Origin of the sequence: Streptomyces sp. WAC05292 (assembly GCF_003949955.1) — a bacterium.
GTDB lineage: Bacteria > Actinomycetota > Actinomycetes > Streptomycetales > Streptomycetaceae > Streptomyces > Streptomyces globosus.
On the sequence record NZ_RPSE01000433.1, the window covers coordinates 1 to 5,040 of the forward strand.

The window sequence follows — 5,040 nt, forward strand, 5'->3', positions numbered from 1 at the left end:
GCTCCCTCCCCTTGGTGCGGCCCCGCCCGGCCCCCTCAGCCGGTCAGGGCGACCGGCTCAGGACGGCCCGGCTCCCAGGCCGTGAGCGGTGTGAAACCGCGGTGGCCGCATTCGCCGAAGACGGTGACCGGCCCGCCGCCCGACAGGGCGGCCAGCTGCCACAGCCCGGCCTGCGGCCGGCCCCCGCCGGATGCGACCGGCAGGGCGCCGCCGCCTTCGGCGTCGGCCAGCTGCCAGCCCCGTTCGCCCGGTACCGGCACCACCGGGCCCAGCACGACCGGCCAGGAATCCAGCCACGGGTCCTCCCGCAGCGCCGCCCCGTACGCGTCGAGTGCCGCCCCGGTGCCGACCCCTTCCGGGGCCTGCCCGCACGGCGCCCCCGCGCCGTACCCCTCCACGAGGTCCGCGCGCAGTCCCGCCGTCCCGGGGCGGAAGCGGGCATCCGCCTCCACCACCCGTCCGACCGGCAGCGCGAGCCGCGGCGGCCGCCCCGGCGGACCGAAGTCCAGTACCAGGGCCGGGCGTCCGCTCCCCGTCCCGCGCAGCCATGTCCGGCGGGTGGTGAGCCGGCCGTCCGGCGACACCGAGTCGTACTGGGCCAGCACCAGCCAGCGGTCCCGTACGGCCTCCCCCTCCGCGGCGGCGTCCGGGAGCCCCACCCTGCTCCGTACCGTCGCGGCGAGCGGCTGCGGCAGGCCTGCCAGACCGAGCCATCCCCGGTTCAGCAGGTGCAGCAGCGCGCCCTCCTCAAGCATCCGGGCGGGCCAGCCGGGCCCGCAACCGGGTATCGCCCCCAACTCCCTCACCCGGGAGGCCAGCCCGGGCGCCTGGGCGTCGACCATGCGGGCCGCGGTCTCCTCCCAGAGCGCGGGTCCCGCCTGCTCCCGGCCGGCCAGCCCCTCGCGGACCAGGTCGGCCAGGCGCTGCTCCAACTCGGCGACGCCCGCGCCGATCCGGGCCGCCCTCCGCCCGGCCCTGCGCCGGGCCGCCTCCGGGTCCGCGGGTGCGGCCCGCGCCCCCGCCGACCGACCGGAAGCGGAACCTCCGATCCGGGTCTGTGCACCTGCCTCCCCCCGTCCCGGCCCGGGCGTCCCCGACGGGGCGTCACGAGCGTGGGACGGCACCTGCTCCTCGGTGTGGCGGACCTGTTGGTCAGTCATGGGAACCACCGTAGGGACCGGCACTGACAATCGCTCTGACCTGCAACGACCCTGCGCGGCAGGCTGGTTGTCAGTGGCGTGGTGCACCGTGGGGGCAGCGGTCGGGAACGGCTGCGGAGCATCGGAGGGGGACGATGGACACACACGGGAACGGCACCGGCGCCCAGGCACTTCGACCGCACGCCGAGGACGCCTTCGCACACGAACTGAAAGCCCTGGCCGCCGCCGACGACCGGCCCCGCCCGCCCCGCTGGAAGCTCTCCCCGTGGGCCGTCGCCACCTACCTCCTCGGCGGCACCCTCGCCGACGGCACCGCCGTCACCCCCAAGTACGTCGGCCCGCGCCGCATCGTCGAAGTCGCCGTCAGCACGCTCGCCACCGACCGCGCGCTGCTCCTGCTCGGCGTCCCCGGCACCGCCAAGACGTGGGTGTCCGAGCACCTCGCGGCCGCCGTCAGCGGGGACTCCACCCTCCTCGTCCAGGGCACCGCCGGCACCCCCGAGGAGGCCGTCCGCTACGGCTGGGACTACGCCCGCCTCCTCGCCCGCGGCCCCGGCCGCGACGCCCTCGTGCCCAGCCCGGTCATGCGGGCCATGGCCGAGGGGGCGACCGTCCGCGTCGAGGAGCTGACCCGCATCCCGGCCGACGTCCAGGACGCGCTCATCACCATCCTGTCCGAGAAGACCCTGCCCATACCGGAGCTGGGCGAGGAGGTGCAGGCCGTCCGCGGCTTCAACCTCATCGCCACCGCCAACGACCGCGACCGCGGGGTCAACGACCTCTCCAGCGCGCTGCGCCGCCGCTTCAACACCGTCGTGCTGCCGCTGCCCGCCACCGCCGACGCCGAGGTCGACATCGTCGCCCGGCGCGTCGACCAGCTGGGCCGCGCCCTCGACCTGCCGCCCGCGCCCGATGCGCTGGCGGAGATACGCCGCGTCGTCACCGTCTTCCGCGAGCTGCGCGAGGGCGTCACCGGCGACGGCCGCACCAAGGTGAAGACCCCGAGCGGCACCCTGTCCACCGCCGAGGCCATCTCCGTCGTCACCCACGGCCTGGCCCTCGCCGCCCACTTCGGCGACGGCGTGCTGCGCCCTTCCGACACGGCCGCCGGGATCCTCGGCGCGGTCGTCCGGGACCCGGCCGCCGACCGGGTCGTCTGGCAGGAGTACCTGGAGGCCGTGGTCCGAGAGCGGGACGGCTGGCAGGACTTCTACCGGGCCTGCCGCGAGGTGGCGCCATGAGCCCGGCGGCCCCGGCCGCCCGGCGCGGGCCGCTGCTGCTGGGGATCCGCCACCACGGCCCCGGGTCGGCGCGCGCGGTCCGGGCCGCCCTGGAGGCCGCCCGGCCGGCGGCCGTCCTGGTCGAGGGCCCGCCCGAGGGCGACGCGCTGCTGCCGCTCGCCGCCGACCCGGGGATGCGGCCGCCCGTGGCGCTGCTCTCGCATGCCGCGGACGACCCCGGCCGGGCCGTGTTCTGGCCGCTGGCCGCGTTCTCCCCCGAGTGGGCCGCCATCCGCTGGGCGCAGGAGCAGCAGCCGCCCGTCCCCGTGCGGTTCGTCGACCTGCCCGCCGCCCACACCCTCGCCGCCGCGGAGGCAGGGGAGGCCGGGGAGCCGGCGGGCGGCACCGCGCGGCCCGACCCGCTGGGCGCGCTCGCCGCGGCCGCCGGGTACGAGGACCCCGAGCGCTGGTGGGAGGACACGGTCGAGCTGCGCGGAGGGCCGGGCGACGCCCCCGCCGACCCCCTGGCCGTGTTCGAGGCGCTCGGCGACGCCATGGAGGCCCTGCGCGGGGCCCACCCGGAGGACGCCTCGGGCACGATCGGCGGCCGCCCCCGCGACCTGGTCCGCGAGGCCCACATGCGGCAGCGGATCCGGGCGGCCCGCCGCGAGTTCGGCGACGGCTGCGCGGTCGTGTGCGGCGCCTGGCACGTCCCGGCGCTGCGCGCCGCGACCACGGCCGCCGCCGACAAGCGGCTGCTGGCAGGCCTGCCCAGGACCAGGGTGGAGACCGCCTGGGTGCCCTGGACGCACCGGCGGCTCGCCCGTACCGGAGGCTACGGCGCCGGCGTGGCCGCGCCCGGCTGGTACGCCCACCTCGCCGCCGCCCCCGACCGGCCGGTCGAGCGGTGGATGGCCCGGGCGGCCGCGCTGCTCCGGGAGGAGGACCTGCCGGTCTCCCCGGCGCACGTCATCGAGGCGGTCCGGCTCGCCGGCACCCTCGCCGCGGTGCGCGGCCGGCCCGCACCCGGACTCGCCGAAACCCTGGACGCCGTCCGGGCGGTCATGTGCGGCGGCTCCGAGGTGCCGCTCGCGCTCGTCGAGGACCGCCTGGTCGTGGGGGACGTCCTCGGCCGGGTCCCCGACGGCGCGCCCGCGGTGCCGCTGCAGCGGGACCTCGCCCGGCAGCAGCGCTCGCTGCGACTGAAGGCCGAGCCGCAGGAGCGGGAGCTGGAGCTCGACCTGCGGGGGCCGACGGACGCGGCGCGGTCGCTGCTGCTGCACCGGCTGCGGCTGCTCGGCATCGGCTGGGGCAGGCCCGCGGCCTCCCGGCCCGGCACCGGCACGTTCCGCGAGACGTGGCGGCTGCGCTGGGAGCCGGAACTGGCGGTGCGGGTGGCCGAGGCCGGGATCTGGGGCAACACCGTCCTCGCCGCGGCCGGCGCCAAGGCCGCGGCGGACGCGGCGGCCGCCCGGGAGCTCGCCGACGTGACCGCGCTGGCGGAGCGGTGCCTGCTGGCCGGCCTGTCCGAGGCGCTGCCGCAGGTGCTGCGGGCCCTCGCCGACCTGGCGGCCCTCGACACCGACGCCGCCCGGCTGGCGCAGGCCCTGCCCGCGCTGGCCCGGGCCCTGCGGTACGGGGACGTCCGGGGCACGGCCACTCCGGCCCTGCGCGCGGTGGCGCGCGGACTGGCCGAGCGGATCTGCGTGGCCCTGCCCCCCGCCTGCGCCGCCGGCCTCGACGCCGGGGCGGCGGCCGGGATGCGCGGGCACGTGGAGGCCGTGCACGGGGCGGTCGGCCTGCTGGACGACGAGGACCTCCAGGAGCGCTGGGCGGCGGTCCTCGCCGCCCTCGGCGCCCGGGACGGCGTCCCCGGTGCGATACGGGGGCGGGCGGTGCGGCTGCTCCTCGACGAGGGGCGGCTGCCCGTTCCGGAGGCGGCGCGGCTGATGGGGCTGGCGCTGTCGCCGGCGGCCGCCCCCGCGGACGCGGCCGGCTGGATCGACGGCTTCGCCGGAGCCGGCGCCGGCGGCGGCACGCTGCTCGTCCACGACGACCGGCTGTTCGGCCTGATCGACCGATGGCTCGCCGCGGTGCCGGCCGACGCCTTCACCGACGTGCTGCCGCTGCTGCGCAGGACGTTCGGCGCGTACGAGCCGGGCGTGCGGCGGACGCTCGGCGAACTGGCCCGGCGCGGCCCCGGCGCCCGGCGCGCGGCGGCCGGCGCGGGAACCCCCGAGGGCTTCGCCGCGGTGCCGGACGCTGCCCGCGCCGACGCCGCGGCCGACCTGGCCCGCCTGCTGCTGGCGGCCGCCGACCGGCTCGCCCCGCAGGCGCGTCCGTCCGGCGAGCCGGCCCTCCCGGGGGACGGGTCGGAGCCTGGCCGCCGGGGCGCGGGCCGGGAGCCGGCGGGGGGACCGCGCAGATGATCGGGACGGCCCGGCGGGGCGCCGGCCGGACGACGACAGGGGGAGCGGGCGGACGAATGGAGGGGCCCCGGGCACCGGCGTAGGACGACGGGCAGGGTGCGGATGAACGGGAGGGACGACGGGGCGCCGGCCGGGGGATGACATGTGGACGGCGCGCACGGAGGGCACAGGACGGCGGGGCGCCGCCGGGCGGCGAAGGGGGACGGCGCGGGTGAGCGGGAGGTGCGGCCC

3 protein-coding genes are annotated in these 5,040 nt (G+C 79.2%); 2 read left to right on the plus strand and 1 reads right to left on the minus strand.

Features of this window, described 5'->3' with window-relative positions; translation table 11 throughout:
* Nucleotides 1-35: 35 nt before the first annotated feature.
* Entirely contained in the window at nt 36-1,160 is a 1,125-nt protein-coding gene (locus tag EF903_RS28575) for a hypothetical protein (protein WP_125547909.1), read from the minus strand.
* Between the two features lie 134 nt (nt 1,161-1,294).
* Between EF903_RS28575 and EF903_RS28580 the strand changes: the two genes are divergently transcribed.
* Both EF903_RS28580 and EF903_RS28585 read left to right on the plus strand, forming a co-directional pair.
* Nucleotides 1,295-2,401, plus strand: coding sequence for an AAA family ATPase (locus EF903_RS28580; RefSeq protein WP_125547910.1), 1,107 nt, complete (start codon nt 1,295-1,297; stop codon nt 2,399-2,401).
* Nucleotides 2,398-4,809 (plus strand): DUF5682 family protein, encoded by a 2,412-nt coding sequence (locus tag EF903_RS28585; protein ID WP_125547911.1) that lies wholly within the window; start codon nt 2,398-2,400, stop codon nt 4,807-4,809. Before EF903_RS28580 ends, EF903_RS28585 begins: the two co-directional genes overlap by 4 nt.
* Nucleotides 4,810-5,040 lie beyond the last annotated feature (231 nt).

Coding starts and splice junctions, on each gene's coding strand:
- EF903_RS28580 (WP_125547910.1), top strand. CDS start 1,295: ATGGACACACACGGGAACGGCACCGGCGCCCAGGCACTTCGACCGCAC.
- EF903_RS28575 (WP_125547909.1), bottom strand. CDS start 1,160: ATGACTGACCAACAGGTCCGCCACACCGAGGAGCAGGTGCCGTCCCAC.
- EF903_RS28585 (WP_125547911.1), top strand. CDS start 2,398: ATGAGCCCGGCGGCCCCGGCCGCCCGGCGCGGGCCGCTGCTGCTGGGG.